At 71.9% G+C, this 26,350-nt stretch carries 29 protein-coding genes; 13 read left to right on the forward strand and 16 right to left on the reverse strand.

The window, feature by feature from the left end; translation table 11 throughout:
* Nucleotides 1–137: 137 nt before the first annotated feature.
* Genes EDF53_RS17170 through EDF53_RS17185 form a run of 4 tightly spaced genes read left to right on the forward strand, consistent with a single transcriptional unit; the run spans nt 138 to nt 3,820 of the window.
* A complete protein-coding gene (locus EDF53_RS17170; protein ID WP_123294758.1) occupies nt 138–1,169 on the forward strand; it encodes a Gfo/Idh/MocA family protein in 1,032 nt (343 codons plus the stop codon).
* A gap of 13 nt (nt 1,170–1,182) precedes the next feature.
* Nucleotides 1,183–1,647, forward strand: a complete 465-nt coding sequence (locus EDF53_RS17175; protein ID WP_123294683.1) for a heme-degrading domain-containing protein — start codon at nt 1,183–1,185, stop codon at nt 1,645–1,647.
* Nucleotides 1,644–2,810, forward strand: coding sequence for a Gfo/Idh/MocA family protein (locus EDF53_RS17180; protein WP_123294684.1), 1,167 nt, complete (start codon nt 1,644–1,646; stop codon nt 2,808–2,810). The genes EDF53_RS17175 and EDF53_RS17180 overlap by 4 nt, the downstream gene beginning before the upstream one ends.
* Nucleotides 2,807–3,820, forward strand: a complete 1,014-nt coding sequence (locus EDF53_RS17185) for a sugar phosphate isomerase/epimerase (protein WP_123294685.1) — start codon at nt 2,807–2,809, stop codon at nt 3,818–3,820. Before EDF53_RS17180 ends, EDF53_RS17185 begins: the two co-directional genes overlap by 4 nt.
* Nucleotides 3,821–3,915: 95 nt before the next feature.
* Here EDF53_RS17185 and EDF53_RS17190 read toward each other — a convergent pair whose 3' ends face one another.
* The 3 genes from EDF53_RS17190 to EDF53_RS17200 are packed head-to-tail and all read right to left on the reverse strand — an operon-like array spanning nt 3,916 to nt 5,608.
* Nucleotides 3,916–4,215 carry a Dabb family protein gene (locus tag EDF53_RS17190; protein ID WP_123294686.1) on the reverse strand — a complete coding sequence of 100 codons (300 nt, stop codon included), beginning with the start codon at nt 4,213–4,215 and terminating at the stop codon, nt 3,916–3,918.
* On the reverse strand, nt 4,212–5,147 hold the full coding sequence (locus EDF53_RS17195; protein ID WP_123294687.1) for a hypothetical protein: 936 nt from the start codon (nt 5,145–5,147) through the stop codon (nt 4,212–4,214). Before EDF53_RS17195 ends, EDF53_RS17190 begins: the two co-directional genes overlap by 4 nt.
* A 38-nt stretch (nt 5,148–5,185) precedes the next feature.
* Nucleotides 5,186–5,608, reverse strand: coding sequence for a hypothetical protein (locus EDF53_RS17200; protein WP_123294688.1), 423 nt, complete (start codon nt 5,606–5,608; stop codon nt 5,186–5,188).
* A gap of 16 nt (nt 5,609–5,624) precedes the next feature.
* Between EDF53_RS17200 and EDF53_RS17205 the strand changes: the two genes are divergently transcribed.
* From EDF53_RS17205 to EDF53_RS19745, 4 genes are all read left to right on the forward strand, one after another.
* Complete coding sequence (locus tag EDF53_RS17205) at nt 5,625–6,140, forward strand: SGNH/GDSL hydrolase family protein (RefSeq protein ID WP_260216058.1); 516 nt, start codon at nt 5,625–5,627, stop codon at nt 6,138–6,140.
* Nucleotides 6,141–6,299: 159 nt separating this feature from the next.
* A complete protein-coding gene (locus EDF53_RS17210; RefSeq protein WP_185021095.1) occupies nt 6,300–7,562 on the forward strand; it encodes an MFS transporter in 1,263 nt (420 codons plus the stop codon).
* A gap of 80 nt (nt 7,563–7,642) precedes the next feature.
* On the forward strand, nt 7,643–8,578 hold the full coding sequence (locus EDF53_RS19740; RefSeq protein WP_248704272.1) for a hypothetical protein: 936 nt from the start codon (nt 7,643–7,645) through the stop codon (nt 8,576–8,578).
* Entirely contained in the window at nt 8,575–8,931 is a 357-nt protein-coding gene (locus EDF53_RS19745) for a GntR family transcriptional regulator (RefSeq protein WP_243649836.1), read from the forward strand. Before EDF53_RS19740 ends, EDF53_RS19745 begins: the two co-directional genes overlap by 4 nt.
* Before the next feature lie 48 nt (nt 8,932–8,979).
* Here EDF53_RS19745 and EDF53_RS17220 read toward each other — a convergent pair whose 3' ends face one another.
* From EDF53_RS17220 to EDF53_RS17255, 9 genes are all read right to left on the reverse strand, one after another.
* Nucleotides 8,980–9,471, reverse strand: coding sequence for a VanZ family protein (locus tag EDF53_RS17220; protein ID WP_123294691.1), 492 nt, complete (start codon nt 9,469–9,471; stop codon nt 8,980–8,982).
* 65 nt (nt 9,472–9,536) lie between these two features.
* Nucleotides 9,537–11,258 carry a putative Ig domain-containing protein gene (locus EDF53_RS17225; RefSeq protein ID WP_123294692.1) on the reverse strand — a complete coding sequence of 574 codons (1,722 nt, stop codon included), beginning with the start codon at nt 11,256–11,258 and terminating at the stop codon, nt 9,537–9,539.
* 93 nt (nt 11,259–11,351) lie between these two features.
* Nucleotides 11,352–11,957, reverse strand: a complete 606-nt coding sequence (locus EDF53_RS17230) for a TetR/AcrR family transcriptional regulator (RefSeq protein WP_123294760.1) — start codon at nt 11,955–11,957, stop codon at nt 11,352–11,354.
* Nucleotides 11,950–12,801, reverse strand: coding sequence for an alpha/beta fold hydrolase (locus EDF53_RS17235; protein ID WP_123294761.1), 852 nt, complete (start codon nt 12,799–12,801; stop codon nt 11,950–11,952). Before EDF53_RS17235 ends, EDF53_RS17230 begins: the two co-directional genes overlap by 8 nt.
* Nucleotides 12,802–12,949: 148 nt before the next feature.
* Nucleotides 12,950–13,969, reverse strand: a complete 1,020-nt coding sequence (locus EDF53_RS17240; RefSeq protein WP_123294693.1) for a glycosyl hydrolase family 18 protein — start codon at nt 13,967–13,969, stop codon at nt 12,950–12,952.
* Nucleotides 13,970–13,981: 12 nt separating this feature from the next.
* Nucleotides 13,982–15,613 (reverse strand): long-chain fatty acid--CoA ligase, encoded by a 1,632-nt coding sequence (locus tag EDF53_RS17245; RefSeq protein ID WP_123294694.1) that lies wholly within the window; start codon nt 15,611–15,613, stop codon nt 13,982–13,984.
* 56 nt (nt 15,614–15,669) lie between these two features.
* Nucleotides 15,670–16,266, reverse strand: coding sequence for a TetR/AcrR family transcriptional regulator (locus EDF53_RS17250; protein WP_123294695.1), 597 nt, complete (start codon nt 16,264–16,266; stop codon nt 15,670–15,672).
* A 47-nt stretch (nt 16,267–16,313) separates the two neighbouring features.
* The gene (locus EDF53_RS19465) at nt 16,314–16,475 is read right to left on the reverse strand and encodes a hypothetical protein (protein WP_185021096.1); all 162 of its coding nucleotides are present in this window, start codon (nt 16,473–16,475) and stop codon (nt 16,314–16,316) included.
* Nucleotides 16,476–16,556: 81 nt separating this feature from the next.
* Entirely contained in the window at nt 16,557–16,778 is a 222-nt protein-coding gene (locus tag EDF53_RS17255) for a hypothetical protein (protein ID WP_123294696.1), read from the reverse strand.
* 254 nt (nt 16,779–17,032) lie between these two features.
* Between EDF53_RS17255 and EDF53_RS17260 the strand changes: the two genes are divergently transcribed.
* Both EDF53_RS17260 and EDF53_RS17265 read left to right on the forward strand, forming a co-directional pair.
* Nucleotides 17,033–17,983, forward strand: coding sequence for a helix-turn-helix domain-containing protein (locus tag EDF53_RS17260; protein WP_111084859.1), 951 nt, complete (start codon nt 17,033–17,035; stop codon nt 17,981–17,983).
* A gap of 24 nt (nt 17,984–18,007) precedes the next feature.
* Entirely contained in the window at nt 18,008–18,940 is a 933-nt protein-coding gene (locus tag EDF53_RS17265; RefSeq protein WP_123294697.1) for a phosphotransferase, read from the forward strand.
* Between the two features lie 37 nt (nt 18,941–18,977).
* Here the strand turns inward: EDF53_RS17265 and EDF53_RS17270 are convergent, their stop codons facing one another.
* From EDF53_RS17270 to xylA, 4 genes are read right to left on the reverse strand one after another with little or no spacing between them, the layout of a single operon-like run.
* Nucleotides 18,978–19,493 (reverse strand): nucleoside kinase, encoded by a 516-nt coding sequence (locus tag EDF53_RS17270; protein ID WP_123294698.1) that lies wholly within the window; start codon nt 19,491–19,493, stop codon nt 18,978–18,980.
* A gap of 27 nt (nt 19,494–19,520) precedes the next feature.
* Complete coding sequence (locus EDF53_RS17275) at nt 19,521–20,525, reverse strand: acetylxylan esterase (protein ID WP_123294699.1); 1,005 nt, start codon at nt 20,523–20,525, stop codon at nt 19,521–19,523.
* Between the two features lie 12 nt (nt 20,526–20,537).
* Nucleotides 20,538–22,007: a xylulokinase gene (locus EDF53_RS17280; protein ID WP_123294700.1), complete on the reverse strand. Its 1,470-nt coding sequence runs from the start codon at nt 22,005–22,007 to the stop codon at nt 20,538–20,540.
* Nucleotides 22,008–22,019: 12 nt separating this feature from the next.
* Nucleotides 22,020–23,210 (reverse strand): xylose isomerase, encoded by a 1,191-nt coding sequence (gene xylA, locus EDF53_RS17285; protein WP_111084913.1) that lies wholly within the window; start codon nt 23,208–23,210, stop codon nt 22,020–22,022.
* A 97-nt stretch (nt 23,211–23,307) separates the two neighbouring features.
* Between xylA and EDF53_RS17290 the strand changes: the two genes are divergently transcribed.
* The 3 genes from EDF53_RS17290 to EDF53_RS17300 are packed head-to-tail and all read left to right on the forward strand — an operon-like array spanning nt 23,308 to nt 26,305.
* Nucleotides 23,308–24,504, forward strand: a complete 1,197-nt coding sequence (locus tag EDF53_RS17290; protein ID WP_228510606.1) for a Gfo/Idh/MocA family protein — start codon at nt 23,308–23,310, stop codon at nt 24,502–24,504.
* Nucleotides 24,501–25,208, forward strand: a complete 708-nt coding sequence (locus EDF53_RS17295; protein ID WP_123294702.1) for a ThuA domain-containing protein — start codon at nt 24,501–24,503, stop codon at nt 25,206–25,208. Before EDF53_RS17290 ends, EDF53_RS17295 begins: the two co-directional genes overlap by 4 nt.
* Nucleotides 25,193–26,305 (forward strand): Gfo/Idh/MocA family protein, encoded by a 1,113-nt coding sequence (locus EDF53_RS17300; protein ID WP_395873846.1) that lies wholly within the window; start codon nt 25,193–25,195, stop codon nt 26,303–26,305. The genes EDF53_RS17295 and EDF53_RS17300 overlap by 16 nt, the downstream gene beginning before the upstream one ends.
* Nucleotides 26,306–26,350 lie beyond the last annotated feature (45 nt).

Consider the following 26,350-nt stretch of genomic DNA (forward strand, 5'->3'; position numbering starts at 1 on the left):
CGTCCGGTCGGAAACCCGGTCATCGGTGACGCGCGTTTGGCTCGTGCTAACCTGACGACGTCGGCGATGTTATCTCGTGCCAAGCGCAAATGCCACCGCCCGACGACGAACCACGGAACCGAGAGCACTGGAGCACGATGATCCCCACCGCCCTGCCCGAACCCGAGCTCTTCACGACGGCGTCCGGTGAGCCGTCCCTCGGCTGGGGGATCGTCGGCCCCGGCTGGATCGCCGGCGAGTTCGCCACCGCGGTGCGCGCTTCGACCGCCCAGCGCATCGTCGCCGTCGCGTCCCGGTCACTGCCCCGCGCATCCGCGTTCGCCGCCGAGCACGGGATCGAGGCAGCCGTGGAGGGTGTCGACGCCCTCGTCGCCCGGCCCGACGTCGACGTGGTCTACATCGCGACACCGCAGAGTGAGCACGCCGCGGTGGCCCTGGCAGCGATCGCCGCCGGCAAGCACTTGCTCATCGAGAAGCCCTTCACCGTCACGGCTGCCGAGGCCCGTACCGTCGCCGATGCCGCACGCGCCGCCGGGGTGCTCGCGATGGAGGGCATGTGGAGCCGCTACCTGCCGCAGGCCTCGGTGCTCCGGACCCTGCTGGCGGACGGTGCGCTCGGTGCGGTGCGCAGCGTGCTCGCCGACCACGGCCAGGCGATCCCGTTCGGCCCGGACCACCGGCTGTTCCGTCCGGAGCTCGGCGGGGGAGCGCTGCTCGACCTCGGCATCTACGCCGTGCAGTTCGCGTCGATGGTGCTCGGCACCCCGGACCGCGTCACGGCACGAGGCCGGATGACCGAGTCCGGCGTCGACGCCTCCGGCTCGCTCGTCCTCGAACACGGCGCCGCCCAGGCCGTCCTGCACACGACCATCGCCGCCCGCACGCCCACCACCGCGTCGATCGCCGGCACCGAGGGCACGATCGACTTCGCCGGACCGTTCTACAACCCGACGACCTTCACGATCTCGGCAGCAGCGCACGGTTCGCCCGTCCTGCACTGGCAGGACCCGACACCACTGCGGGGCTTCGCCGCCCTGGCCTGGGAAGCCACCGCCCTGGCACGCTTCGTCGGCGAGGGGCGGACGGAGTCCCCGCTGCACACCCTCGACGAGACGATCTCGATCCTCGAGACCGTCGACACCGCCCGCGCGCAGATCGCCGCGGGCTGAGCAGGAGACGACGATGTCCGACCTCATCACCACCCTCGAACAGCAGGAGCGCGACCTCGTGCTCGACGCCTTCACCCACGACGACGCCTGGGAGCTGGGCTCCCTGATCCGCGGCATCGCCCACGAGGCCGGCCACGCCGTCGGCATCGACATCCGTCGTCCCGGCCTCGGCCTGTTCCGCGCGGCGACCCCGGGCATCACCCCGGACCAGCACCTCTGGATCGACCGCAAGGCCGCGGTCGTGCTCCGGATGGAGCAGTCGAGTGCCCTCGTCGACGCCCGGCTGTCCGCCGCCGGGGTCGATCCCGCGGCGATCGGGTGGCTCGGCGCCGAGTACGCCGTGACCGGAGGGTCGTTCCCGATCCGGGTCCGCGGTGCCGGTGTGGTCGCGGCCGCGACGGCCTCCGGCCTGTCCTCGACGGAGGACCACGACCTCGTCGTCGCCGGGCTCCGTGCGTTCCTCGAGGGACGCCGGTGACCGCACTCCGCGTCGCCGTGATCGGGACGGGCATGATCGCGGACGCGCACGTCCGGGCGGCCCGTGACGCCGGCGCGGTCGTCGGCGGGGTGCTCGGCTCGTCGGCGTCGCGATCCCGGCAGGCCGCCGAACGGTGGGGCGTGCCGACCGGGTACGCGTCCGTCGACGAACTGGTCGCGGACCGGCCGGACGTCGTGCACGTCTGCACGCCGAACGACACCCACGTCGACTACGCCCTGGCCGCCACGGCGGCCGGGCTGCACACCGTCGTCGAGAAGCCGGTCGCGATGACGCTCTCGGAGGGCCGACGGCTTGCCGATGCCGTGCGCGCCGCCGGCACGGTGAGCACGGTCCCGTACGTGTACCGGTACCACCCGATGGTCCGGGAGCTCCGTGCCCGGGTCGCCGCGGGCACGCTCGGCCGGGTGCTGACCGTGCACGGCTCGTACCTGCAGGACTGGATGGTGTCGCCGGACGCCTCGACGTGGCGGGTCGACCCGGAGCGGGGCGGTCCGTCGCGGGCGTTCGCGGACATCGGGACGCACTGGACCGACCTGGCCGAGTTCATCACCGGAACGAGGTTCACGGAGTTGACCGCCCGGACGTCGATCGCCTACGCCGAGCGCCCCGACCCCACCTCCGCCGGCGCATCGTTCGGCGGACCCGGAACCGGAACCGGAACCGGCACCAGCGCCGAAACCGGCACCGGCACCGTCCCGGTCCGCACCGAGGACACCGCCGTCGTGACCTTCGCCACCGCCGACGGCACCCTGGCCAACACCGTCGTCTCGCAGGTCGCCGCCGGCCGGAAGAACCGCCTGTGGATCGAGGTCGACGGCTCGCAGGGGTCTGCCGTGTTCGACCAGGAGCACCCCGAGTCCGTGTGGTTCGGCGGCGAGCACGGCTCCACGACGGTGCACCGTGCCGAAGGATCCGTCTCCGCCGGCCAGGCGCGGCTCAACCGGACACCGGCCGGGCACCCGCAGGGCTGGACGGACGCCTTCGCGGCGTTCTGCGCCGACACCTACGCCGCGGTCCGTGGCGAGACACCCGAGGGACTCCCCACCGTCGAGGACGGTGTCCGCTCCCTCGAGGTCGTCGACGCCGTCCTGCGCGGAGCCGCGACCGGACGGTGGACGAGCACCAGCACGGAGGAACGATGAGCACCACCACCAACCCCGTCACCCTGTTCACCGGGCAGTGGGCCGACCTGCCCTTCGAGGAGGTCGCCCGCCTGGCCGCGGAGTGGGGCTACGACGGTCTCGAGATCGCAGCGTCCGGCGACCACCTCGACCTCGCCCGCGCGGACGAGGACGACGCCTACCTGCGGAGCCGGCTCGAGGTCCTCGACCGCCACGGCCTCGGGGTGTGGGCGATCTCGAACCACCTCGCAGGGCAAGCCGTCTGCGACGACCCGATCGACTTCCGCCACCGCGCGATCCTGCGCGACACCGTGTGGGGCGACGGTGACGGCGAGGGCGTCCGGCAGCGCGCCGCCGCCGACATGCAGCGTGCGGCCCGCGTGGCGCGGAAGATGGGCGTCGACACCGTCGTCGGGTTCACCGGGTCGAGCATCTGGCAGTACGTCGCGATGTTCCCGCCCGTCGGGCAGGACGTCATCGACGCCGGCTACCAGGACTTCGCGGACCGGTGGAACCCGATCCTCGACGTGTTCGACGCCGAGGGCGTCCGCTTCGCCCACGAGGTCCACCCGTCCGAGATCGCGTACGACCACTGGACGAGCGTGCGTGCCCTCGAGGCGATCGACCACCGCTCGGCCTTCGGGTTCAACTGGGACCCGTCGCACATGGCATGGCAGGGCATCGACACCGTCGGCTTCATCACCGACTTCGCGGACCGCATCCACCACGTCGACTGCAAGGACACCCGCATCCGTTCCGCGTCGGGCCGGCAGGGCATCCTCGGATCCCACCTGCCGTGGGGCGATCCACGCCGCGGATGGGACTTCGTCTCGACCGGGCACGGGGACATCCCCTGGGAGGACGCGTTCCGCGCGCTCCGGCACATCGGCTACGCCGGCCCGATCTCCGTGGAGTGGGAGGACGCTGGCATGGACCGCCTGCACGGCGCCGCCGAGGCGGCCGCGTTCGTCCGCTCCCTGCTCTGGCCGCAGCCGCAGGCTGCGTTCGACGCCGCCTTCAGCAACCAGTAGCGGTGGTGGTCACCGCGTGACGGACGGGAGGCCCGGTTCCAGCTGGCACCGAGCCTCCCGTCCGTCACCTGGTCGCGTTCGCGACCCGCACCCGCTCAGGCGGGCAGCGGCACGAAGTCGAACTCCTGGAACGATGCGACCTCGTCCGCCCAGCGGGTGGCGACGAAGCGCTGGTGCGCGGGGTGTGCGTCGTACGCCGAGTAGGTGTCCTGGTCGGCGAACGCCATCGAGAACTGGAACCGGAAGTCGCTCTGCGTGGACACCTGGCGGGACACCGTGAAGTCCTGCACGCCGGGGATCGCCGGCAGGGTGTCGCGGGCGGTCTCGAGGAACGCTGCCTCGTGCGGGGAGCCGGCGGCGTGGACGAGCGTGAAGCAGACGGTGTGGACGATCATGCGGGGTCTCCGGTGGGGTAGTCGACGAAGGCGAAGGCGGACCCGTCGGGAGCCCACCCGTTGACGTTGAGGGTGCCCTGCCCGCCGTCGAGCTCGACGATGGTCTCGGCTGCCTGCCAGACCTCGGGTCCCCAGGCGCTGACGGATCCGTCACCGGTGACGAGGCGCAACCGCACGCGCTCGTCGGCCGGGTGCCCCTCGGTGCCGGGCGGGAACGACAGGTAGACGGCGGCGTCGTCGGTCGGGGCGGGGTGCGGGAACCAGTTGACGTGCTCGTCGACCGTGAGCTGCTCGATCCCGGTGCCGTCCGGTCGGACCCGGGCGATCTGCGCGTGCCCCGGTGCGGACTCGAACTGCTCGGTGTTGAACAGGATCCACGCGCCGTCCGGCGTCCACTCCGGGCCGTCGGCCGCGGAGGGGTCCGTCGTCACGGCGCGGTCCGAGCTGCCGTCGACGCCCATCACCCGGATCGTGCCCGAGGACCAGACGGCGTCACCGGACGGGTCGAGCCGGACGTAGGCGAGCTCGGAGCCGTCGGGGCTGACGCCGTGCAGGAAGTGCAGACCGCCGTCGTCCGCGGTGACCCGGGTCGCTGCGCCGCCGGCGAGCGGGGCACTCCAGATGTGGAAGTCGTTCGCGCTGACGTGCACGGTGACGCCGTCGGGATCGAGCACGTGGTCGTTGTTCAGGGGCGGGACGCCCTCGATCGCGACGTGCTCCGGAGCTGCGGCGCCGTCGGCCGGCATCGTCCAGAGGACCCCGTCGCCGTTCAGCACGAGACGGCCGTCGGTGGTCCAGTTCGGCGCTTCGTAGAGCCGCTCGGCGGACTCGTGCACGGTGGTCACGCTGCGGTCGGCTCGGTGCCAGATCCGGATCCGGCAGGTCTGGCCCGGTGCGAGCACGCGACCCGGGGCTTCATCGTTGAGGGGCATGGCACGCCTTCCGCAGTGAATGTTGGCTCGTGACAACCCTAGCCGATGTGGATCGTGATCCACCCCCCGCGTTGGGGATGATGACATGTCCTCGCTTCCAATAAGGTGAAGGGGATCGTACCTAGACGAAAGCTCACGTTGCCGCACTCCCCGCGCCCTTCCCGCCTGCCCTTCATCGCCGCCACCACCTCGGTCGTCGTCATCGCCGGAGCATTGCTCGCCGCGATCCCGAACACCGCAACCGCTGTGGAAGCACCGATCGCGACGCCGACCGCCACGCCGACCGCGACGGATGTGCCGGCCCCGACCTCCGAGCCGACCGCCTCGACCCCGGTTCCCGTCACGCCGTCCACGCCCGCGGCGCCGACGGCATCCCCGAAACCCACGGCGACTCCGAAGCCCACGGCGACTCCGAAGCCCAGCGCGACTCCGAAGCCCACGCCGTCGACGATCTCGGTCACCTACGCGGGGGACTCGCTGACCGCGATGGACGGCTCGTGGATGCGGCAGATGAACGACAAGTCGCTCACGAACATCGGCGGCACGGCCATCGGCGGTGCCACGACGCCGCGGATCCTGACCCGGTCGTCGGCGAAGGACGCTGACGTCCTGGTCGTGATGGCCGGCACGAACGACCTCCGGTACGCCTACAGCAGCAAGAGCATCCAGCAGAACATCGGCAAGATCGTGACGAAGATCGGCGCCCGGCACGTCGTCATCGCCGCGATCGCTCCGTCGAACATCACGAAGTACGGCAAGAAGCGCATCGACCGTCGCAAGCAGGGCGAGATCCTCAACCGTGACCTGCAGAACTACGCACTCACCCACGGCTACCTGTTCGTCGACCCGTGGGCGGCGGACCGGCAGCTGAACGGTGGATGGCCGTCGAGCCGTACGTACGACGGTGTCCACCCGACGGTCGCGATGTCGAAGAAGGTCGCGGTCCGTATGCAGCAGGCCATCCACATCGCGGTGGAGGGCGCGAAGGGCTAGCCTGATCGGACGGCGAACGTCCGACCATCACACCGGAGTCATGGCAACGCAGAACTGAGCCAGCGCACCCGCGCAGGCAATCGCATCGCGAGCGACCCGCTCGCGATCCTTCTGCACGCCCGCGACGGCTCTGCGTCGCGATGACTCCTGGGATCCTTCGTGTTCTTCGCCTCTGCCCGACTCCGGGCTGCACGCTCAGCACTCTCCGAACACCGCTTCGTCACGTTCGCGGTGCTCATCGACACTGTCGGCGCCGGCCTGACGCTGCCGCTGACGATCGTCTACTTCACCCTCACCACTGACCTACCGCTCGCGGTCATCGGTCTGCTGTCGACGGCGGCGTCCCTCGTCGCGCTGCCGATCGGTCTCCTGGGCGGGGTCGTGACTGATCGCCTCGGCGCGAAGGTGTCGATGATCGTCAACAACCTGATGTCCGCCGCGGGCTTCGCGGTCTACCTGATCGCGCACGACCCGGTCTTGGTGTTCGTCGCGATCTTCCTCGCCAACGCGTCCGAGCGCCTGTACTGGACGTCGTGGACTGCCTACGTCCACGACCTCGCGGACGGGCGACCGTTCGAACGGTGGTTCGCGTTCCTCGAAGCGATCAAGGCGGCAGCCCTCGGTTCAGGGGCGATCCTCGCGGCGGTCACACTCGCGCAGGGGCAGGACGGCCTCCGCTGGCTCATCCTCGCGAACGTGGTCACGAGTGTCGCGGCGGCGATCGTCTTCGCCACGCAGCGACCCGGCGAACGGGCACGTCACCCGCAGCCGCCACGCGGTGCGGACGAGTCGTCCGGCACGATCCGGGAGTTCTTCGCGGACCGCTCGATGCGGCTCATCACCCTCGGGCAGTTCCTCATCGGTCCGGCGATGGTCCTCCCGAACGTCGCCCTCAGTGTGCTGTTCGTCCAGCATTGGCACATGCCGCCGGCGGTGGCCCCCGTGCAGTTCGCCATCGCCACCGCGCTCTGTGCCGTCTTCCAGACCTCGGTCACGCGGTGGGTCGTCGGGCTCCGGCGCGGCACGTTGGTCGCGGTCGGCGCCCTGCTCACTGCGCTGACCGCGCTTCCGCTCATCGTCCTCCCGCCGCTGGACGGTGCCGCGGCCTGGTCCTACGTCGCCGTCGTTGGGGTACTGCTCGCAGCGGCGGACATGATCGCGCTGCCAGCCGCCAACGCCGTCATGGCCGAGGCCCCGCACCCGCGCGTGCGGGGTCGTGCGATCGGCGTCTTCCAGACCGCGAGCTCGATCGGGATGGCGCTCTTCCCGCTCGGTCTCGGACTGCTCGACACCGATGTGCCGTGGCTGCTCTGGGTGATGACGGTGCTGGTGTTCGCCGGGGCGGCGTGGAGCTGGCGCGCGGCCGTGAGCGGCCTGCCTGCCCGGGTGCAGATCGCCTCACCGGGTGATGCCGACAGCTGAGGGCCCGGAAGGACTTGTACCGAGCTGTTGACACACGTACACTCCGGCTTGTACCTTCTGGACAGTACATTGGAGGGGTCATGGAGTACGTCGTGGGATTCGCGGGAGTGCTGGTCGCAGCACTCGCCGTCGGTGGGCTGGCCGGATGGCTCCGGCTCCGTCGGTCCGTGTCGAGCGAACGAGGCGCAGCGGTGGTGGTGGCACAGCGGGCACTCCTGGTCCGGGTGGTCCTGAGCCTCGTCGTCGGCTTGGCCGTGTTCGTCGTCTGTGCGGTCGCGGGAACGAACGCGCGAGCGCTGCAGGGCGTGTCGTTCTTCGTGGGGCCCAGCGCCGGCGCAGGCGTCGCACTCCTCGTCTTCGCCGCGATCCCCGCCGTCGCGATCGACGGCGCGACGGCGCACCGCTCCGCGTCGTTGCAGGTGCGGTCCGCACGGAGCGCCCTGCTTCCGCAGCAGTGGCGGCGTCTCTGGTGGGCGGTCGGATGTGCCGTCGGCATCGTCCTGGTTGCGGGGCTCGGATCGGCTCCCGCGCCGGACGGGCGGTGGCTGTGCACGAGCGTGTTCCCGATGCAGTGCCCGGCCGGCGACGGGCCGTACCTCTTCCCCGGCTGGTACTTCGGCCTTCCGGCGCTCCTCGGCATGGCGCTGCTCTCGGCCGGGGTGTGGGCGTCGCTCTGGCGGATCGCAGTGACCCCGGCCGCGGCGTGGCCGGATCTCGATGCAGCGGACGGAGCGCTGCGCCAGCGTGCGGGGCAGGTCGTCGCACTGGTCGGGACTGCCGCTGCACTCCTGACCGCGGCGGTCTTCCTCTCGGCGGCCGGTCTGCCGTTGATGAACGCGCTGCACCTCGACTCCGGTCTGGCCGGAGGGGCCGCAACGGTGGTGGCGCGGCTGGGGATGGTCGTGGTCCTGGCTGGAGTCGTCGTCGCGTTCGCGGGCGTCGTCACGGCCGTCGCGGCGGTCGTCCGAGCCGTGACGGCAGCCCGCCTGATCGCGACGGGGGCGGTCGCCGCGTGATCACCCTCAGCGCCGATGACCCGACGCCACCGTTCGAGCAGGTCCGCAAGCAGCTGGCCGACGCGATCCGGTCCGGTGAGCTCACGGCCCACGAGCGGCTCCCGTCGATCAGACAGCTCGCCGGCGACCTCCGCGTCGCCCCGGGGACGGTCGCGCGGGCCTACCAGCAGCTCGAGGCAGACGGCTTGATCGCCACCGGCCGCGGGCGCGGGACCACGGTCCGTGAGACGCAGGCAGTGTCCGATGCAGTCGTCGCGAGTGTCGCGCAGATGGTCGAATCGGTGCGGGGCGACGTCGGACTCGACGCGCTCCTGGCGACCGTCGCGTCGATGTGGGAAGGACGTCGGCGCTGACGGTGCCGACGCGGTGCGCCGTGCCTCGAGACTGATCCCTCGCCCGGGTCAGGTGACCCGCGCCACGCGCCGACGTGCCCACAGCACGACGACGGCGGCGAGTGCCCCACCGACCACGGCGCCGATGGTGTTCGTGATCCAGTCGCTCGTGTCGCACGCCCGACCGATCACGGGGACGACCGCCTGGACGACCTCGATGAGGACGGAGAACGCGCTGGCGCCGACGGCTGCGACGACCGGGCGCCGCCACCGCACCCCGGCCAGGAACGCGCCCGGCACGAACAACAGCACGTTGGCCGTCGACTCGACCGCGGTCGGCGCCAGGTACGGCAGCCCGACGTTGCAGGTGACGTCGGACCGGGGAGCGCCGTCGGGGGACAGGGTGAGCGCGAGCGTCACGACCACCGCGAGGCCGAACAGCACGGCGGTGAGCCGCGGCAGGCGCGCCAGCCAGACGCCCACGACGGGCGCGACGACGATGACCGCGATCAGCACGCCGAACGCGAGCCACGGCACTTCGATGAGCAGGGTCGAGAGCATGGATCTCCGGACGGGAGGCTCGGTGCCAGCTGGCACCGAGCCTCCCGTCCCTCAGGGGTGTCGGATCAGAGCGCGGCGCGACGACGGCGCACTGCGCGTGCGCCGATCAGGCCGGCGCCGACCAGGACGAGGCCGACCGCCCACGGCAGGGCGCCGGTGGCGTCCGAACCGGTGTAGGCGAGCTGCCCCGTGGTCGGGGTCGTCCCCCCGACGGCGACCGTCGGTTCGGTCGACACCGTCGGCACGGTGGGGCGCACGTCGACCGAGAACGAGGTGCTCTGCAGCCCCTCGCCGCCGACGGTCAGGGTGTGCGTCGAGGCGTGCGGGAAGGTGACGCCGACAGCGCTCTCGGCGTCGAACTCGGTGTAGGGCGCGATCACGTCACTGGCGACGTCCGAGGTGACGATCGGCGTCCAGACGGGGTTGCCGTCCGCGTCGGCGGGGTCGATCGGGTTCCCGAAGCGGTCGACCAGGTTGCCGGAGACGACGAGTGTTCCGCCTTGCGCGACCGTCGGACGTCCACCGTCCACGACGTCGAGACCTCCGAAGGAGCCGTCCTCGTCGATGGTGAGCTTCACGGTCAGGACGGTGCCGTCCGTGCCGATGATCCACATCGTCTTCTTCGGCGCGTCGATCGACGCCGCGTCGAGGGTGAAGACCTGGACGCCGAACGCGGCAGCGGGGTCGACGGTCAGCTCGACGTACTGCGTGACCGACTCGGTACCGCTCGTGGCCGTGATCGCGAACTGGTACCAGGACGCCGTCGTGGCGGTGCCGCTCAGCTCACCGGTGGCGGCGTCGAAGGTGATGCCGTCGGGCAGCTGGAGGTCCGGACCGAACTCCTCGTCCGTGTCGTCCGGTTGGAACCCGAACCCGATCGTCCAGCCGGAGTCACCGGAGCCGCCGGAGGTGCCCGCGGAGAGCGCCGCTGCCTGTGACTTCGTCATGACGACGTCGCCGTCGTCGTCGCCGTCGTACCAGGCGAGCGCGTACGTCGGGGCGGGGGAGCCCTGCGCTCGGAAGGTGTACGAGAACGGGTCGCCAGCGGTCGTCTCGAGGGCGAGCGGGTCCCCGGCGTCTGCCCCTTCGGCGATCGGCGTGTCCGCGGCGTCGACGAACACCGGGTCCTGCGTGACGGGGGCCGAGGTCGCCGTCACGGTCGCCGTCGATCCGTCGGGCAGGGCACCGGTGACCTGGACCGACACCCGTTCCCCGGCCTGCGCCGCATCGATCGTGTACGAGCCGCTCGTCGCCAGGACCGTGGTGGAACCGGCCTGGGTCCAGACGTACCGGAATGCCCCGTCCTCGTCGAAGCCGACGGGGACGGCGGTGAGCACGGCGCCGACCTCCGTGTCGCCGGTGATGGTGACGGCGGGGTCGACGGCCTGCTGCGCGGTCGGCGCCGAGGTCGGTGACGGCGTGGCGGTGGGCACTGCGGCGGAGGGATCGGCGGCGGCTGTGGGGTCCGGTTCGGACGCCGTGGGCGTCGAGGCGTCGCTCGACGGCTCGGTGGTCGTCGGCGCAGCATCGGGCGACGGCGTCGCGGACGTCGGGGCGGACGGCTCCGCAGCGGCCGGCTCGGACGGGTCCGCCGTCGGCGAAGCGGCCGGCGCCGGGACGTCGGTCGCCGCGGGAGCGGACGTCGCGGTCGATGCCGCCGGGTCGCTCGCCGGCTCGGCGTGGGCGGCCGTCGCGGTCACGAGGCCGAGGCCCGTGGTCAGCGCGACGAGGGCTGCGGTGGTGCCGACGGCGCAGGCGCGTCGGACGGTGGAGGCGCTGTGGCGCACGGGTCCCCCTGGATCGTGTCCGGTCGGGTGCCGGATCGTGTGGATCAGCCGAGAAAGCTCAGGCGTCCTCGGATCGTAGGGCCTGGGACCGCTTCAGACCGACGGGGAGTCCGGATCGTGACCATGACTGGGGGCGGTCGTCGCGCGGAACCCCCGGTCGAGGAACGCGATGACCCACTCGAAGCTCGCGTCGACGTCGGTGCGCATCTGGAACCCACCGGACGTCTCGACGGTCGCGAAGCCGTGCAGGACACTGCGCAGCAGGCGGAGCGCGTGCACCTCGTCGGCGGGGTCGAGCCCGTAGCCGCGCAGCGCCGCTGCGAACGAGGCGAGGGTGCGCTCCAGGGCCACGGCCAACGGGTCGTCCGGCCCGGTGGGACGGATCCCGACCGTCGCCTCGTACCGGCCGGGGTGCCGCTGCACGTACCGGCGGACGGTCTGCGCGGCCGCCTCGACGGCGTCGCGCCCGGCGAGCCCCTGCATCGCGTCGCGCAGGTCGTCGCCGAGTTCGTTCGCGGCGAGGATCGCGATCCGGCGGGTCAGGTCGGTGAGTCCGTCGACGTGCTTGTACAGCGACGGCGACTTCACGCCGAGCCGTTCGGCGACGACGCTCATGCTCAGCCGTGCGAGCCCGATCTCGTCGGCCAGCCCCGCCGCGGCGGTGGTGACGGCGGCGGGGTCGAGTCCTGCCCTAGCCACGGTGGCCACCGACCGGCGCGAGCGTGCGGCCGAGGAAGGGGAGCACGAGCGTGAGGACCTCGGTCGGGGCCTCGGTGTGCGGGTAGTGGCCGGCACCGTCGATGACGGCCAGCTCGCCGAGTCCGTCGGGCAGGTCGGCCAGGACCCGCTCGCCCTCGGCACGCGGGACGGCCCAGTCCGGGTCGGCGCTGCCCTCGATCACCAGGACGGGGCACCGCACGTCCGCCAGCCGTGCACCGGCGTCGGCGGGCGAGGTCTTCGTCATCGCGCGCAGCACCGCCATCCGTTCCGGCTGCTGCAGCGTCGACTCGATGCGGCCCAGTTCCTCGGTCCAGTCGGTCGGCTTCGTCGGCACGGCGAGGTCCAGGTAGGCCAGCCAGCCGGCCAGGCTCCCGGTCGTCATCACCTTGGCGAGCTGGAACGTGCCGGCGCGGTGGTGGCGGTTCCGGAGCAGGCCGCCGAGGTCGAACGACTGCTTCCGCGTGAACGGTGCCAGCTCGACGATGCCGGTGACGACGTCGGGGGCATCGGCGGCGGCGATGGTGGCCGCCCCGCCGCTGATCGACTGCCCGACGATGACCGCGGGGCCGCCGAGGTGCCGGACGACGGCGATCAGGTCGCGAGCGATGTCGGCGCGCTGGTACGACGCCCATCCCGTGCTCGAGTCGCCACACCCGCGGATGTCGACGTTCGCCACCCGGTAGCCGGCGGCGACGAGTTCGGGGACCAGGAACCGGTAGGCGTGCCGGCTGTCGCCCATGCCGTGTGCGAGGACGACGAGCGGTCCGTCGCCGCTGACGTCGTACGCGATGGTGCCTTCGTCGGTGCGCAGGTGTTCGAGCATGACTGCCTCCATGGCTAAGTGTGTTAGCTAAAAGCTAAGACCATTAGCCGACGCTGTCAAGCCCGCCACGGCAGTTGCGTCGTGCGGCGGCGGACGGGAGGCCCGTGGCGGGCCCGCATCGGGCCTCCCGTCCGCTCGTCGGTCGCCGTCAGTGCACCGTGTCCAGCGTGTCGGACAGGTCCAGGGACCAGACGGCGACCCCGGTCAGGCCGAGCCGCTCGGCGAGGGCCACGCGCTCGCGCAGCGACCGCGCGTCGGACCACCAGAGCACCTCGCCGCTGGGCAGGGCCGCCGTCCACTCGCCTTCTGTGGCGTTCCAGGTCGGGGTGACGCCGGCCTTCCGGACGCGACGACGGGCCTGGTCGTCGGACAGCTGCCCCGCCGGTCGCGGCCCCTTCCAGTGGTAGCCGTACCCGGCGACGCCGAGCACGATCTGGTCGGCGGGCGCGAGGGTGGCGAGCGCCCTGGCGGACTTCGACGCCCAGGGCAACGACCCGACCGGCCCCGGTGCGTCCGGCTCCCACGGGCCGTGCTGGTCGTAGGCCATCAGTGTGAGGTGGTCCAGCGGAGCGCGGAGTGCCCGGATGTCGTACCCCATCCGCGCGTACCCGGCCGCGGTCGTCGAAGCCGACAGGGCGATGTCGAGCCGGACGTCGTCGCCGACCGCCGCACGGAGCTCCCGCGCGAAGGCCGTCAACCCCGCCGTGTCGGCCGCGGTCAACGCCTCGAGGTCGATCATGACCGAGTCCCACCCGCCGGATCGCACGTCGGTCGCGAGCGCGCGGACGACGTGGGACCGGTTGGCGGGGGACCGGAGCATCCTCCGGGCGATCGGCTCGCTGAAGTCGCCGTCGGCGTAGTTGCTGACGAGCAGCTGCGCCTCGAGCCCGCTGGCGTGCGCCCGGTTGCGTTGCGTCCTCGCCTCGCGGGACGGGGTGCTGACGCGCGTGCCGGTCCGGCTCAGCAGCAGCCCGTCGACGCCGACGACGTCCATCGCCGATGCGTTGACGTCGATCAGCGCGGGGTCCGCCCCCTCTGGCTGGAAGCCCGTGACGTCGAACCAGTCGGGGGTGCCGGACTCGGCGGTCGCGGGGCCCGTGCAGCCGGTCAGGACGAGGCCCGCGGTCAAGGCGGCGGCGAGGAGGACGGAACGCGGCCTGGTGATCACGCTCCGAGTGTGTCAGGCCGGAGCAGTCGTCGCGTCGACCGGTGTGCTGAACTGCTCGACCAGCGTCCGCTTCAGGACCTTGCCGCTCGGTCCGAGGGGCAGGGCGTCGACCACGTGCACGACCCGCGGGAACTTGTACGCCGCGATCTCGTCGGACACGAAGCGGACGAGCTCGTCCGGGCTGACGGTCGCACCGGCGCGGAGCACCACGGCGGCCTCGATCTCCTGGCCGTGCAGCTCGTGCGGGACGCCGAAGACCGCCGCCATGGTGACGTCCGGGTGCGTCGCCAGCACCTCTTCGACCTGCCGCGGGTACACGTTGTAGCCGTTGCGGATGATCATGTCCTTCGTGCGGTCGACGATCGTCAGGAACCCGTCGTCGTCCTTCGTGCCGAGGTCGCCGGTGCGGAACCACCCGTCGACGATCGCCGCGTCGGTGTCCTCCGGCCGGTCCAGGTACCCGTTCATCAGGTTGTGCCCGCGGATGACGAGCTCGCCGATCTCGCCGTGCGGCAGCAGCACGATCGCGTCCGGCGTGGCCGGGTCGGCGATCTCGACGTCGACACCCCACACGGGCGTCCCGATCGTCCCCGGTCGCGGCGCGCGGCCGACGTGGTTGAAGGTGGCCACGGGCGACGTCTCGGTCAGGCCGTAGCCCTCGTGGATCGGCGCGTCGAACACCGTCTGGAACCGCTCGAGGACGGCCAACGGCAACGACGCCCCGCCCGAGATCGCGTAGCGCAGGTCCGGGCGGGCGTCGTTGCGGGTCGCGGCGTCGAGCAGTGCCATGTACATCGTCGGCACCCCCATGAAGATCTCGCAGCCGTGCTCGACCATCGCCGACAGGGCTGCGTCGCCGTCGAACTTCGGGAGCATCACGATGGTGGCGCCCGCGCGGAACCCGGTGTTCATCGTGCAGGTCTGACCGAACGTGTGGAACAGCGGGAGCGCCCCGAGCAGGACGTCGCCGCGGTGCATGTCGAAGGTGCTCATCAGGTTCGTGTTGACCTGTTCGAGCAGGGCGAAGTGCGAGCCCTCTGCACCCTTCGGCTTGCCGGTGGTCCCGCTCGTGTACAGGATCGTCGCGGTGTCGAAGGGGTCGCGGGGGACGTAGGTGTCGAGGGGTTCGGCTGCCGCGGCCAGGGCCTCGAGGCGGTCCGGGCCGTCGTGGCCGTCGTGGTCGTCGTGGTCGGCCGGTGCGAGCACGGTGATGACGTCGACGCCGGCGAGCTCGGCGCCGGCCGCTCCCTCGGCGAGCAGCGGAGCGGCGCAGACGAGCAGCATGGCGCCGCTGTCCTGCAGCAGGTACTCGATCTCGCGCCGCTTGAGCAGCGCGTGGACGGGGACGACGACGGCGCCGAGTGCGAGGGTGGCGTAGTAGACGCGAGCGAAGTCCGCGACGTTCGGCACGAGCATCGCCACGCGCGATCCCTCGGTGACGCCGCGGGCCCGGAGCGCTCCGGCGTACGCCAGGGTCTCGGACCACAGCTCGGCGTAGGTCGTGCGGTGGTCGCCGACGATCACGGCGACGTCGTCCGGGTACCGCGCGGCGGACTCGGCCAGGATCGCGGCGACCGAGGCGGTGGCTCGGGTCGGTCTGGGGGTGCCGTGGTGAGCGGCGGTGGTGGGCTCGGTGCGCGTCATTCCGGTCTCCGTCTTCGGTGACGAGTGGTTCCCCGGATCATACGTCCGGCCGCCGGTCAGAACGTCGTGCGCTCCTCGAACACCGACATGATCATGGCCGCACCGAGCCGCGCGCTCCGGGCCGGCTTCGCCGAGCCCTGCACAGCTGACTCCACCCGGGCGCCCTCGACCAGCAGCGACAGGGTCTCGGCGATGTGCGCCGGCATGTCCGCACGGGTGCACAGCAACGTGAGGTGGCTCTCGACGTCGCGGAAGTGCTCGGCTGCGAGCGCGGCGATCTCCGGGTCCTGCCGTCCGAGTTCGGCGTGTCCGTTGATGAACGCGCAGCCGCGCCACCCCTCGTCCGCGAAGCACTCCTCGAGGTAGCTGAAGATGCCGAGGATCTCGTCGCGAGGATCCTCCGAGGTGGTGGCGATGTGGTCCAGGGCTCGACGCCACGCGCCGTGCCAGCGTCGCAGGACCGCCACCACGAGCGCCTGCTTGGACGGGTAGGCCGCCGTCAGCTCGTCCACGCTCATGCCCGCGTGCGCGGCGACGTCCTCGAAGCGCACCGGGATCACGCCGTGTGCCGTGAAGAGGTCGTCGGCGGCCTTGGATGCGGTGCGCTGCGCGGTCGTCTCGACGGCCGGGGGCGTGAGTGTGAGGAGCGTCATGGGGAAGTGTGGATCACCCTATCGATCGGTGGACGGACGGCGGGGTGTCAGGATGCGAAGAAGTCCGCGTAGCTCGGGTCGGTGTGACCCATGTGCGCACTGAGGCGGGCCTGGACGATCTCGTCGAGGTCGGCGGGCGGGGTCAAGCCCCGTCGGCGCCACTCGACCGGGTTGCTGCGGAGCTGCTCGAGCGTGCTCTGGTCAAGCATCGTGGCGTTCCTGTTCTGCGAAGAGTGCGGTCATGTCGATGGCTTGGGTGCGGACGTCCTCGACCGCCGATCCCTCGCGGATCACGCGGAGAGTCCGAGCACGGCGGCGGCGGATGCGAGGACGCTCACCGAGACGATGCCGGTGCTCACCGCGGCGATCTGCAGCGTGCGCTGTCGCTGGGCATCCCGCAGTTCGCTGAAGCCGCCGCGGTGGCGGTTGCGTCGGCCGGACACCGACGTCGCTTCGAATGCCTGCTTGGGTGCGCTGATCGGGTGGACCGGGGTTGCGGTCACGGCGGTCATGTCGTCCTCGTGTTCTCCTGAGCGGCCCGTTGCCGCCGGATGAGACGACCGTACGAGCAGCGGGGTCGTCGATGTGCACCAGGACCGACGACTCGACGGATCGCGGATGTCGGGAGCGGCCCGGCGGTCGAAATCCGGACATCGTCCCGTCGCCAGGAGCATCCGGTCCACGCGACGACGATCGTCGGTAGCGCTTCTCGGACAGCGACACGGACGACGCGTGTCCGTTCGGTCACACTGCTCTCGGTGAACCGATGACAGACGAACGAGCTCGCGTGCAGGACGACGTCCGGTCCGCCGACGTCGACGAAGCACGCGACTTCCTGGTCGGGGCGTACGACGCCTCCGAGTGGCGCGCCGAGACGACCGCGCAGCCCTTCACCTTCCGGTACTCAGCTGTCGGCGACTCGACGATGACGTTGCGCGCGATCCGGTTCGACGGGCACCTCGACGGCGTCATGACGCCGTCGGACGACTTCGTCGTGCAGTGGATCACCAGGGGTACCGGCTTCATCGGCGAGGGTGACGACCGCCTCGTGAGCGCCGTGGGCCGGCCGCAGCTGTGGCCGCAGGACGGCGCCGCGTTCACGTACCAGGACTACGACCAGCGTCTCGTCCAGATCAACCGGGCATCGCTCGAGGAGGTCGCCGGCGAGCGCGGTGCGGCGTCGGGCGGCGTGCAGCTCGACCACACCGTGCAACCCGACGACCGGGCGGTGACGATGTGGCGGAACACGGTCAAGCTCATCTCGCACACGGTGCTCGACCGGCAGGTCTCACCGCTGCTGCAGGCCGAGATGGGTCGGCTGGGGGCGCTGGCGCTGCTCGAGCTGTACCCGGTCGTCTCGGCCACGTTGCCGGACGAACTGCTGCTCCCGCGCAACGCGCACATCCGCCGGGCCGTCGAGTACGTGCACGAGCACGCCCACCTGCCGATCACGAGCACCGACCTGGCCGAGGTGGCCTCCCTGAGCCTGCGTGCACTGCAGCAGGCGTTCCAGCGGCAGCTCGGGGTGAGCCCGAACGGCTACCTGCGCGGGGTCCGTCTCGACCGGGTGCGCGACGAGCTCGTGCACGCCGACCCGGCGGGGACGAGCATCGCCGACGTCGCCCGGCAGTGGGGGTTCGCCCACGCTGGTCGGTTCTCGGCCGCCTACCTCGAACGCCACGGCGAGTACCCCCGGGACACGATGCGGCGGGCGTGACACCCCGACGGCCATGATGGGTGCGTGCTCGACGACGACACCCACCGCCACCGACTGGACGCGGTCCTGCGCGCCGTCGGGAGCTCGGACGCCCAGGCCGAACGGCTGCTGGGCGGATCCGTGAACCACACCTACCGGGTGCGGCGAGCGGTCGGTGCCGACGTCGTCGTGCGGTTCCCCGTCGACCCCCTGCGCTCGGACGAGTTCCCCGTCGAGGCGTGGGCCGCGCGAGCGGCTGCCGCAGCGGGCATCGCCGTCGCTCGGCCCGTCGACCACGGCGTCCAGGACGGCGTCCCGTTCATCGTGTCCGAGTACGTCGAACCCGACCCGCGGCCGATCGATCACCCCTGGACGTGGCTCGGCTCGTTCGCCCGCACCGTCGCCTCGATCGACCTGGGCGCGGCGCCGGCGTCGCTGTTCACCCGCTTCGGCACCGACCTGGCTCGGGCGTGGTCGGCGCACCTGGCCTACAACAGCGCAGCGCTCATCGCGGACGATCCACTCCGCCACGACGGTGCCTACACCTCGGCCGGCGCGCTCCGGAGGCACTTCGAGCGGCTGGCCGCGGAGCACTTCGCGTTCGGACTCGCACACGGTGACCTGGCACCGCGGAACCTGATCGCACGGGGACCGGGTCGTGCGCCCGCGCTCATCGACTGGGGTGCTGCCGAGACCGGTCCGTCACCGTGGACCGACGCTCGTCGGGTGTTCGAGTGGGCGTTCGTCGACGCGACGATCTCGCGGGCCGAGTACGACGAGTTCACCGCCGCCGCAGGGCTGGCCAGCCCGGCTGACCACGCGACCCTGGCGTCGCTCACCGCGCTGCACCTCGTCGACGTGACCCGGTGGGCGCGGGAGCAACGGCCGGACCTGTACGCCGAGTACGTCGACCGGTGCCGGGTCGGTCTCGAGCGCGTCGAGCGTTTCGATCGGATCGAGCGCGCTTCGGGGGAGTGAGCGGCGAGCGACCGCGGCGGCCCGGGGTGGTCGTCGGTCACGCCCCGAGCAGGCCGCACCGCCGCAGGATCTCGTCGACGACCGCCGACAGCGGCCGGGTCGCGTCGATCGGCGTGCCGGGAGGCGTGTCCGCACCGGACGCGTGGAGCTGACGGACCAGGGCCCGCTCGGCCGTGCGGCCCCGCCCCGCCCACTCGTCGCCGGCGCGCGCGTCGAGTCGGTCGTCGAGCGTCGCTGCGTCGACGGTCAGGACGAAGACCTCGTCGAACAGGTCGAGGAACGCGCCGACGTTCCGGGATCCGCCACAGAAGAAGGTCACCGGTTCCGAGCGGTCCGCCGCCCGCTCCCGGACCAGCTCGGCGTTCCAGAGGTGGTGGGCGTGCACGTCGAGGCCGGACACACCGTCGACGGCGGCGCCGGTGCGGGGATCTCCCTGGTACGCGAGTTCGCGGTCCCCGTTCACCGCCGGGAAGCCCCGCCGGCGCAACTCGAGGCAGACGGCCGTCTTCCCGGTGCCGGAGACGCCCTCCACGAGGTGGTTCCTGACGCCCATGCGTGGCACGCTACGCGGCCGTCGCCGTCACGCCCGTGCGCGCAGGAACGCCACCTGCCGTTCCCAGTGCCGGAAGCCGCCACCCTCGTGCCCGTTGTACGGGTAGACCTCGATCTCACGGTCGGCCAGCGCGTACGTGTCGTCCGCCCCGAGTGCGTTGAAGGCGGCGAAGGTCGTGCGCGGCGGCACGACGTCGTCCATCAGGGCCACGGAGAACAGCGCCGGGGCGGTGATGCCGGCGGCGTGGTTCACCCCGTCGAAGTACGACGCGGTGTCCCACACCGTGTCGGCTGCGTCGCGGTGTACGGACAGGTAGGTCGCGAGCTCCAGGTACGGGCCCCCGACGGCGATGTCGGTGCCGCCCTCCCAGTCGCACAGGAACGCGACGTCGGGCAGCACCGCGGTGATCGGTCCGACGTGGGCCTCGACCAGGGCAGCTGCGGCGATGGCGATGCCGCCGCCCTGGCTGCCGCCGGTCAGGGCGATGCGTGACGGGTCGACACCGGGCAGCGTCCGCAGGGCATCCACCAGGCGGACGGCGTCGGTGTACACCCGGCGGTAGTAGTGGTCCGCGGGGGATCCGATGCCGCTCGTCATCCACCCGCTCGCGTGCGGTCCGGAGCCGTGCGGGTCGGGGGTGTCGCCGCCGGCCCACCCGCTGCCCTGGCCACGGGTGTCCATGACGACGTGCACGTACCCGGCGAGGGCCCAGTGCACGCGTTCGCCGGGGCGCCCGCGGCCGCCGCCGTAGCCGAGGAACTCGACCACGACGGGCAGCGCCGTGTCACGACCGGCCAGCGGTCGCGAGACCCAGGCGCGCACCGGATCGCCGGCGAACCCCGGGAAGGTCAGGTCCTCGACGACGAGTCCGGTCACCGGGGTGTCGGCCGGAGCGAGGACGGCAGCCGTCTCCGCTCCGGCTGCCCGGGCCGCGGTGATCGTGTCCGCCCAGAACGCGTCGAAGTCGGCCGGTCGCCGGACCTCGGGTCGGTGTCGACGGAGTTCGTCGAGCGGGAGGTCGGTGCGTGCCATGGGTCTCCTCGGTCAGCGCGCCGCGGCGCGGTACTGCTCCAGCACCTCGGGGTGCGGGTCCGCCGGCACGGTCGTCGTCGCGAGGTCCCACGACGGCAGCGCGCCGGTCAACGCCCAGGCTGCCTGACGCGCGGCCCCGGAGGCCACGTACTCGCCGGGCTCCGGGATGAGCACGTCGCGCCCGAACACCTGCGCGGCGACGGTCCGGACGGCCTCGTTCCGCGCGGCCCCGCCGATGAGCAGCAGTCGCGACACGGTCACGCCAGTGCCCTCGACCGCGGCGAGTCCGTCGGCCAGGGCGCACAGCATGCCCTCGACCGCGGCGCGCGCCAGGTGCGGTCGGTCGGTCGTGCCCGGGGTCATCCCGAGCAGTGACGCGGTCGCGTCCGGCCGGTTGGGCGTGCGCTCGCCGACGAAGTACGGCACCAGCACGAGGCCGTCGGCCCCGGCTGGCGCCTGCAGCGCCAGCTCGCCGAGCGCGTCGTGGTCCACGCCGAGCAGGCCGCCGATCACCTCGAGCACGCGGGCTGCGTTGAGCGTCGTGACGATCGGGAGGCGCGACCCGGTCCCGTCGGCGAAGCCCGCCACGGTCCCGCTCGGGTCCAGGACCTCGGTCGCGGTGACGCCGAAGACGGTCCCGCTGGTCCCCAGGGACACCGCGATGTCCCCGGGAGCGAGCCCGAGTCCGAGCGCCGCACCGGCGTTGTCGCCGAGTCCGGCCGCCACGACCAGTCCGGCCGGCGCGACCGCGCCGTTCGGCAGCGCCACGTCGACGTCGAGTGTCCCCATCGCCTCGTCGTGGGCGACCACGCGCGGCACGACGACCGTGTCCGCGGTCGGCTCGGAGCCGGCGACGCGCATCGGGCGACCGAGCGCGAGTTCGAACAGCTCCGGGTCGTACTCCCGGCGCACCGGGTCCCAGTAGGCCGTGCCGCTGGCGTCCGAGGCGTCGGTGGCGAGTGCGTCGAGGTCGGGGCCGAGCGGACTCTCGTCGGCCGGGCCGTACCCACGCAGCCGCCAGGACAACCAGTCGTGGGGGAGCGCGACGGCTGCGACGCGGCCGGCGTTGTCCGGCTCGGCGTCGCGGAGCCACCGCAGCTTGGTACCGGTGAACGATGCCACCGGGACCAGTCCCGTCCGGGCGACCCAGGCCTCCCGTCCGATCTCCTCGACCATCTGCGCGGCTGCATCCGCACTGCGCACGTCGTTCCAGAGCAGGGCGTCGCGGACCACGTGACCGTCGGCGTCGAGCACGACCATGCCGTGCTGCTGCCCGGCGATCGCGACGGCGCCGACGTCGGTGAGCCCGCCGGCGTCCGCGACCGCGGTGCCGAGGGCGTCCCACCAGTGGCGGGGTTCGACGGACGTGCCGTCCGGGTGGGCGGCACGTCCCTCACGGACGACGGCACCCGTCGCCGCGTCGCGGATCGTGACCTTGCAGGACTGGGTCGACGAGTCGACGCCGGCGACGAGCTGTGTCATCCCCGCAGCCTGTCAGCGCGCGCCGAGCAGGTGCTCGATGGCGAGCTGCTGCAGTCGGACGAAGCCGAAGCCCTTGCCGCCGAAGTACGCGTCGGCGTCGAAGTCCTCGTAGGCCGAGCGGTCGGACAGGAAGGCGTCGTAGGACTCGCCGTCGTTCAGGGTCGGCGTGCTGAGCTCCCCGACCTTCGAGGCCTCGAGCGCGGCCTGCACCTCGGGGTCGGCGCGGAAGGCCTGCGCGCGCTCCTTGAGGAGCAGGTACATGCGCATGTTCGCGGCCGCCGAGTCCCAGACGCCCGTGATGTCCTCGGTGCGGCTCGGCTTGTAGTCGAAGTGGCGCGGGCCGTCGTAGGCCTGGCCGCCCTGCGGCGAACCGTGCTCGAGCAGGTCGACGAGCGAGAACGCGTTCTGCAGGTCGCCGTGGCCGAACACCAGGTCCTGGTCGTACTTGATGCCGCGCTGACCGTTGAGGTCGATGTGGAAGAGCTTGCCCTGGTAGAGCGCCTGGGCGATGCCGGCCGTGAAGTTCAGGCCCGCCATCTGCTCGTGGCCGACCTCGGGGTTGATGCCGAACAGCTCGGGGCGCTCGAGGGTCTCGGTGAAGGCGATCGCGTGGCCGAGGGTCGGCAGCAGGATGTCGCCGCGGGGCTCGTTCGGCTTCGGCTCGATGGCGAAGCGGATGCCGTAGCCCTTGTCGGTGACGTAGTCGGCGAGCAGGTTGACGGCCTCGCGGTAGCGCTCGAGCGCGGCCTGCACGTCCTTCGCGCTGTCGTACTCGGAGCCTTCGCGGCCGCCCCACATCACGAACGTCGACGCACCGAGCTCGGCGGCGAGGTCGATGTTGCGCAGGACCTTGCGGAGCGCGAAGCGGCGGACCTGCCGGTCGTTCGAGGTGAAGCCGCCGTCCTTGAACACGGGCGCGGAGAACAGGTTCGTCGTCACCATCGGCACGATGAGGCCGGTGGAGTCGAGCGCACCCTTGAGGCGGTCGATCTGCGTCTGCCGCTCGGCGTCGGTCGAGCCGAACGCGAACAGGTCGTCGTCGTGGAAGGTCAGGCCGTAGGCGCCGAGCTCGTCGAGCTTCTCGACCGCCTCGACCACGTCGAGGGCCGGACGGGTCGGCCCGCCGAAGGGGTCGGAGCCGTTGTAGCCGATGGTCCAGAGACCGAAGGAGAACTTGTCTGCACGGGTGGGCGTCGTTGCCATGGTGGTCACCGTTCGTCGTCGAAACAAAATGTTGCCGCGCCCAACATAAGCGGTAGTGTTGGCTGTGGCAAGGACGTGATCGCAAAGGAGCGAGCGGATGGCAAGTGTTTCGACGGCGCAGCAACGACTGCGGATCGCCATGGTGGGGCACGGCTTCATGGGAGCCGCACACTCACAGGCGTGGCGGACCGCCCCCAGGTTCTTCGACCTCGGGGTCGAGCCGGAGATGGCGGTGATCGTCGGGCGCGACCCGGAACGCACCGAGGCCGCTCGCGTGCAGTACGGCTGGCAGTCCGCGTCGACCGACTGGCGCGCCGTCGTGGCCGACCCGGACATCGACGTCGTCGACATCGTGTCGCCCGGGTCGTCGCACGTCGAGATCGCGATCGCCGCGCTCGAGGCCGGCAAGCACGTCCTGTGCGAGAAGCCGCTCGCCAACACCGTCGAACAGGCCGAGGCGATGACCGCCGCTGCCGCAGCCGCCCGGGCGCACGGGGTCCGCGCCATGGTCGGGTTCAGCTACCGCCGGGTTCCGGCCATCGCCTTCGCCCGACAGCTCGTGCAGGACGGCCGGATCGGCACCGTGCGCCAGGTCCGCGCGCTCTACCTGCAGGACTGGCTCGCCGACGAGGACGGCCCGATGACCTGGCGCCTCGACAAGGAGCTCGCCGGTTCCGGTGCGCTCGGCGACATCGGCGCGCACGCGATCGACCTCGTCGAGCACGTCACCGGCGCAGAGCTCACCCGGGTGTCGGGCCTGCTCGAGACCTTCGTGACCGAGCGCCCCCTGCTCGCCGACGGCGTCGGACTCTCCGGCACGGCGTCGAGCGAGCGCGGGCAGGTCACCGTCGACGATGCCGCGTTCTTCACCGCCCGACTCGGCGGCGGTGCGGCCGACGGCGCGATCGGCACGTTCGAGGCCACGCGCTACGCCACCGGCCGGAAGAACGGCCTGACGCTCGAGATCAGCGGGTCCGAGGGTGCGATCCAGTTCGACCTCGAGTCCATGAACGAACTGCGGTTGTACGAGTCGTCGGCACCCGCGGGCGAGCAGGGCTTCCGCCGCATCCTGGTCACCGAACCCGAGCACCCCTACATGGCGGCGTGGTGGCCGACCGGACACCTCATCGGGTACGAGCACACCTTCAGCCACCAGGTGAAGGACTTCGTCGAGGCGATCGTGGCCGGCACCGACCCGTCACCCTCGTTCGAGGACGGCCTGCACGTGCAGCGGGTGCTCGACGCCGTCGAACGCAGTGCCGCCGACGGCAGCAGCTGGACGGTGACCGCGTGACCGCCGCCGACGGCACACGCCAGGCGCTCGTCGTCCGCGGGGGCTGGGACGGCCACCAGCCCGTCGAGACCACCGACCTGTTCGTCCCGTTCCTGCGCGACAACGGGTTCGCGGTCCGGGTGTCGGACTCGACGGCCGTCTACGCCGACGGGTCCGTCATGGCCGAGGTCGACCTGATCGTGCAGGTCGTCACCATGTCGACCATCGCCGACGACGAGTTCGCCGGGCTGCAGCGCGCGGTACTGGACGGCGCCGGACTGGCCGGCTGGCACGGCGGCATCGCGGACGCGTTCCGGAACACCGCCGACTACCTGCACATGGTCGGCGGCCAGTTCGCCCACCACGCCGGCAAGCACCCCGACGAGCGCGTCGGGGAGCAGTCCGACAACTACATCCCGTACACGGTGCACCTCACCGACCTCGGACGATCGCACCCGATCACGCAGGGCATCGAGGACTTCGACCTCGTCACCGAGCAGTACTGGGTGCTGTCCGACGAGTACAACGACGTCCTCGCGACCACCACGCAGGAAGCGCGCGACTTCGACGCCTGGAACCGACCGGTCACCGCCCCGGCGATCTGGACACGGCAGTGGGGTGCTGGCCGCGTGTTCGTCTCCGCGCCCGGGCACCGCCGCGAGGTCGTCGAATCGCAGCCACTCCGCACCATCATCGAGAGGGGCCTCCTGTGGGCAGCACGGTGAACGAACCCGTCCTCCGCGTCGGGGTGGTGGGCGTCGGCGTGATCAGCCAGCAGTACTTCGAACACTTCCCGTCCCTGCCCGGCCTGTCGCTCGTCGCGGTCGCCGACCTCGACGTCGACCGGGCGCAGACGGTCGGCGCCGCACAGGGCGTGCGCGGGACGAGCGTCGACGAGCTGCTCGCGGCCGACGACGTCGACGTGGTGCTCAACCTGACGATCCCCGCCGCCCACGCCGACGTCGCGACCCGGGCGCTCGCCGCGGGCAAGCACGTCTACGGCGAGAAGCCCCTGGCGATGTCCACGGCCGAGGCCGAACCGGTGCTCGAGGCCGCCCGAGCCGCGGGCCTGCGGGTCGGCAGCGCCCCGGACACCGTGCTCGGCACCGGGATCCAGACCGCGCGGGCCGCCCTCGACGACGGCCTGATCGGCACCCCGGTCGGTGCCGCCGTCGCCTGGAGCGCCCCCGGCCACGAGCTCTGGCACCCGGCACCCGCGTTCTACTACCAGCCCGGTGGCGGCCCGCTGCTCGACATGGGCCCCTACTACCTGACCAGCCTCGTCACGTTCTTCGGACCGGTCGTCCGGGTGAGCGGCAGTGCCACCCGCTCCACCCGCGAGCGGACCGTCGCGACCGGACCGAACGCCGGCACGTCGATCCCGGTCGACATCGACACCCACGTGGTCGCGATCCTCGAACACGAGAACGGTGTCGTCTCGACCGTCACGGTCTCGTTCGAGGTGTGGGCGACCCGCGCACCGCTCTTCGAGGTGTACGGCACGGCCGGCACCCTCGGTGTGCCGGACCCGAACCGGTTCTCGGACCCGGTGTCGATCGCGACGGCGGACGACCGCGAGTGGCGCGAGCTACCGGTCTCCGCCGGGTACGCCGACGCCGGCCGTGGGTACGGGCTCGCCGACCTGGCGCACGCGATCGCCACGGACCGTCCGCACCGGGCGTCGGGCGACCTCGCGTTCCACGTGCTCGAGGTCATGGAGGCCGTCTCGGCCGCGGCCCGCGACCACGCGGTCGTCGACGTGCACTCGCGCGTCGACCGCCCCGCCACCGTCCCCGCCGGGTCCGACCCCGGGTCGTGGTGACAGCCCTCGAACACAGCACGCACCTCGACCACCGCACGGAAGGAC

Origin of the sequence: Curtobacterium sp. PhB78, assembly GCF_003751685.1 — a bacterium.
Taxonomy (GTDB): domain Bacteria; phylum Actinomycetota; class Actinomycetes; order Actinomycetales; family Microbacteriaceae; genus Curtobacterium.